The sequence below is a fragment of the Antarctobacter heliothermus genome, from assembly GCF_900188425.1.
In the GTDB taxonomy this organism is placed as follows: domain Bacteria; phylum Pseudomonadota; class Alphaproteobacteria; order Rhodobacterales; family Rhodobacteraceae; genus Antarctobacter; species Antarctobacter heliothermus.
Genome location: NZ_FZON01000126.1, coordinates 1 through 2634 on the forward strand (window position 1 = coordinate 1; position 2634 = coordinate 2634).

At 54.1% G+C, this 2634-nt stretch carries 4 protein-coding genes; all 4 read left to right on the plus strand.

Going from position 1 to position 2634, the window contains the following annotated elements:
* Window positions 1-111 precede the first annotated feature (111 nt).
* On the plus strand, window positions 112-438 hold the full coding sequence (locus CHB90_RS25735; protein WP_245823391.1) for a relaxase/mobilization nuclease domain-containing protein: 327 nt from the start codon (window positions 112-114) through the stop codon (window positions 436-438).
* Between the two features lie 233 nt (window positions 439-671).
* The gene (locus CHB90_RS25740; RefSeq protein WP_089280538.1) at window positions 672-1001 is read left to right on the plus strand and encodes a type II toxin-antitoxin system RelE/ParE family toxin; all 330 of its coding nucleotides are present in this window, start codon (window positions 672-674) and stop codon (window positions 999-1001) included.
* Window position 1002: 1 nt separating this feature from the next.
* Window positions 1003-1332, plus strand: a complete 330-nt coding sequence (locus tag CHB90_RS25745; protein WP_089280539.1) for a helix-turn-helix domain-containing transcriptional regulator — start codon at window positions 1003-1005, stop codon at window positions 1330-1332.
* Between the two features lie 82 nt (window positions 1333-1414).
* The coding region (locus CHB90_RS25750; protein WP_141135991.1) for a hypothetical protein at window positions 1415-2634 on the plus strand (1220 nt) is incomplete at its 3' end.

The window sequence follows — 2634 nt, forward strand, 5'->3', positions numbered from 1 at the left end:
TAGCCTCGGGAGCATCATCCACATCAGTGTAAGGGGGTCATTGTTGGACGCCGATCACCCCGTTACGGGGTCAAAATTGCATGCCTGTTCACAGACCCGACGCAATATGAGGTGCTTTGGGTCCGACATACCCACGAAGACCGCGTTGAGCTGCACTTCTGCACCCCGCGCCTGGAATTGACCTCGGGGCGGAGCCTGAACATCGCGCCGCCCGGCTATGAGAAAGCCTTCGACAGCCTGCGCGATGTCATGAACCAGCGTCACGGCTGGGCCGATCCGATGGAGTTGGAGCGCACCCAAGAGGTCCGCGACACCATCGAGACGCCAACACGCGCGCAAGGTCGCGACGAGCTGCACGCATGGCTGCAAGACCAGATCAGCGTCGGCCTGATCACCGACCGCGCAACCATGATCGATGCCTTCACAGATGCAGGCTAACGACCTGCCGCGCGTCGGCAAAGCATACCTGCGTTGCACGGCTTGCTGAGCGAGGGCTCGAACTACGGGAAGCTGCGCACGCAACTCGAGACCAGCTTGAAGTTAGTGAGGGCCGCCGAAGAGAGGTTGAGACAGAGCTAGAAGCGTGGGAGGTGGAGATGGACAGGGGGATGACGCATTGAATGGTGCAAACCAATTGACAAATGGTAACGTATGTGTCACCAATAGCCCCAATGAATAAGCTTGTTGTCTATGTCACCGAAGCGGGGAAAACGCCGTTTGACGATTGGTTCAATGGTCTCGACACGGCGGCAGCATTGAAGGTGCGAACGGCGCTTGCACGGATCGAGACCGGAAACCTAGGCGACGTGAAGCCGGTCGGACAAGGCGTGTCAGAGCGGCGCATCACCTTCGGCCCTGGCTACCGCGTCTATTTTGGCCAAGACGGCGATACGCTTGTGATCTTGCTCTGTGGCGGGACCAAGAAGCGCCAGTCAAAGGACATAGAGCAGGCCAAAGCCTATTGGGACGACTACAAAGCCCGGAAAGAGAAAGGCGACTGAGATGCCACTGACCAAAGACTTCAAAGACACGATCAAAGCGCGCGCTGAGCGCGATCCTGAGTTTCGTGCGGGCCTGTTTCGTGAAGCCATAGAGGCGATGCTCAGCGATGATCTGGAGACGGGTAAGGTCTTGTTGCGCGACTACGTGAACGCCACAGTGGGGTTTGAAGCCTTGGCGCAAGACATGGACAAAGACCCCAAGAGCCTGATGCGGATGCTCAGCGCGAAGGGAAACCCGCGCGCTGATAATCTTCTGGCCATGGTGTCGCGGCTGAAGCAACGCGAAGGCGTGTCGTTTTCAATCACTCAGAGTACTGAATTTCGCGCGTAGCTGCGGTTTAGGTGTTTGTAATACAACGCTTGCGTGCGACGCTCTGCGCAAGCTTGGCCCATTTTGACTTGAGAAATTATTGATGAATAACGGATGTTTCGACCTTACCAGTAGCGCGTTTCATATTTTAAAAGCAGGCTACGACGCCGATAGATCAGACATCGCCGAATTGGTTGAAGATGCCGAGTTTGATGAGTTTTTCGAGCCCCAAACAATCCAACGCGCACAGCAAAGCCTACTGGCACCAAATGCCCGGCTTGAACAAGAAATCTCTTGGTTGCCAGAGTTGAGCCAAGCTCAAACGTCCAATGTTCTGGGCCTTGTCGCTTCCGGTGACCTTAAGGCGCTTATTGAAACATCAAAGCACGCGCCGGAACTGGCCAAGGCTAACATCCTTGCGCATTTTGCGGGCTCAGGAAATGTCAACGACAGCCTTTTTCATGCTCTGGTAGCTGCTTGGGATGAGATTGATGAAGCGAACATCCTGACATTCATCAACGAAAATCGTCTAAGCGCAGGATTTCCAAGTGTCGAACGCAAGCCGATGCGTAACGCGCTTGTGGAACTCGAAAGGCAGCATGCCAGATCGGCGGCTGTAGGGATTTGGAGCCTAGATCGCCCTGGCGAAGTCATGGACCGGATTGTCGAAGCCGAGCTGAGAAGGCATCCTTCGAGTTCGTTCTTGGAGCAGTTTGTTCGCAATTATGATACCTTGAGTGAACCTGACCTAGCCCGCATAAGCGATGAGATCGATAAGGTCATATCGGAAGCTGAAAATACCGACGCTGATCTAGAAGCACTTGTAACAAGAGCATCTGACCTCTTGGTTCGTTGGGATGACGTGAATCAGCCGGTTCAGGTCTATGAACAGCATCAAGGCCATGAAGAAGGACGATCAAAGCGGATCTACGAAAAGCTGAGATCGCTTTGCGTGGACCTCGCAAACAATCGCAGCGAATTTACTGAAGCACGTAGGCTTTCCGAGGCTTTGTTGCGAACCTTTCCAGAGCTTGAATCCGTCGCCGAAGTACTGAAAGGGGATGTGGCGGCACTTGAAAACCTAGACGAACAACAAAAACTGCATGAGGAATACAAGCCGCTTATTGATGTGTGCGAAGCGGCAAAAACAAAGCTGCCGACACCGGTTGCCACTGTCCTCAAGATATTCAAGGATACGGTATCCAAGGGGGGCAATGACCCCATTGCCTTTAACATCCTGCGCGACCTTGCATTGCACGTGGCTTTGTTGCGCAAAGTCGGTAACGTCCGGAGTTCCCCTTTCCCCGGACGCAATTATCCCAC

Bases quoted from the DNA above. Each gene is read 5' to 3' on its own strand.
- CHB90_RS25745 (WP_089280539.1), top strand. From the start codon at position 1,003: ATGCCACTGACCAAAGACTTCAAAGACACGATCAAAGCGCGCGCTGAG.
- CHB90_RS25740 (WP_089280538.1), top strand. From the start codon at position 672: ATGAATAAGCTTGTTGTCTATGTCACCGAAGCGGGGAAAACGCCGTTT.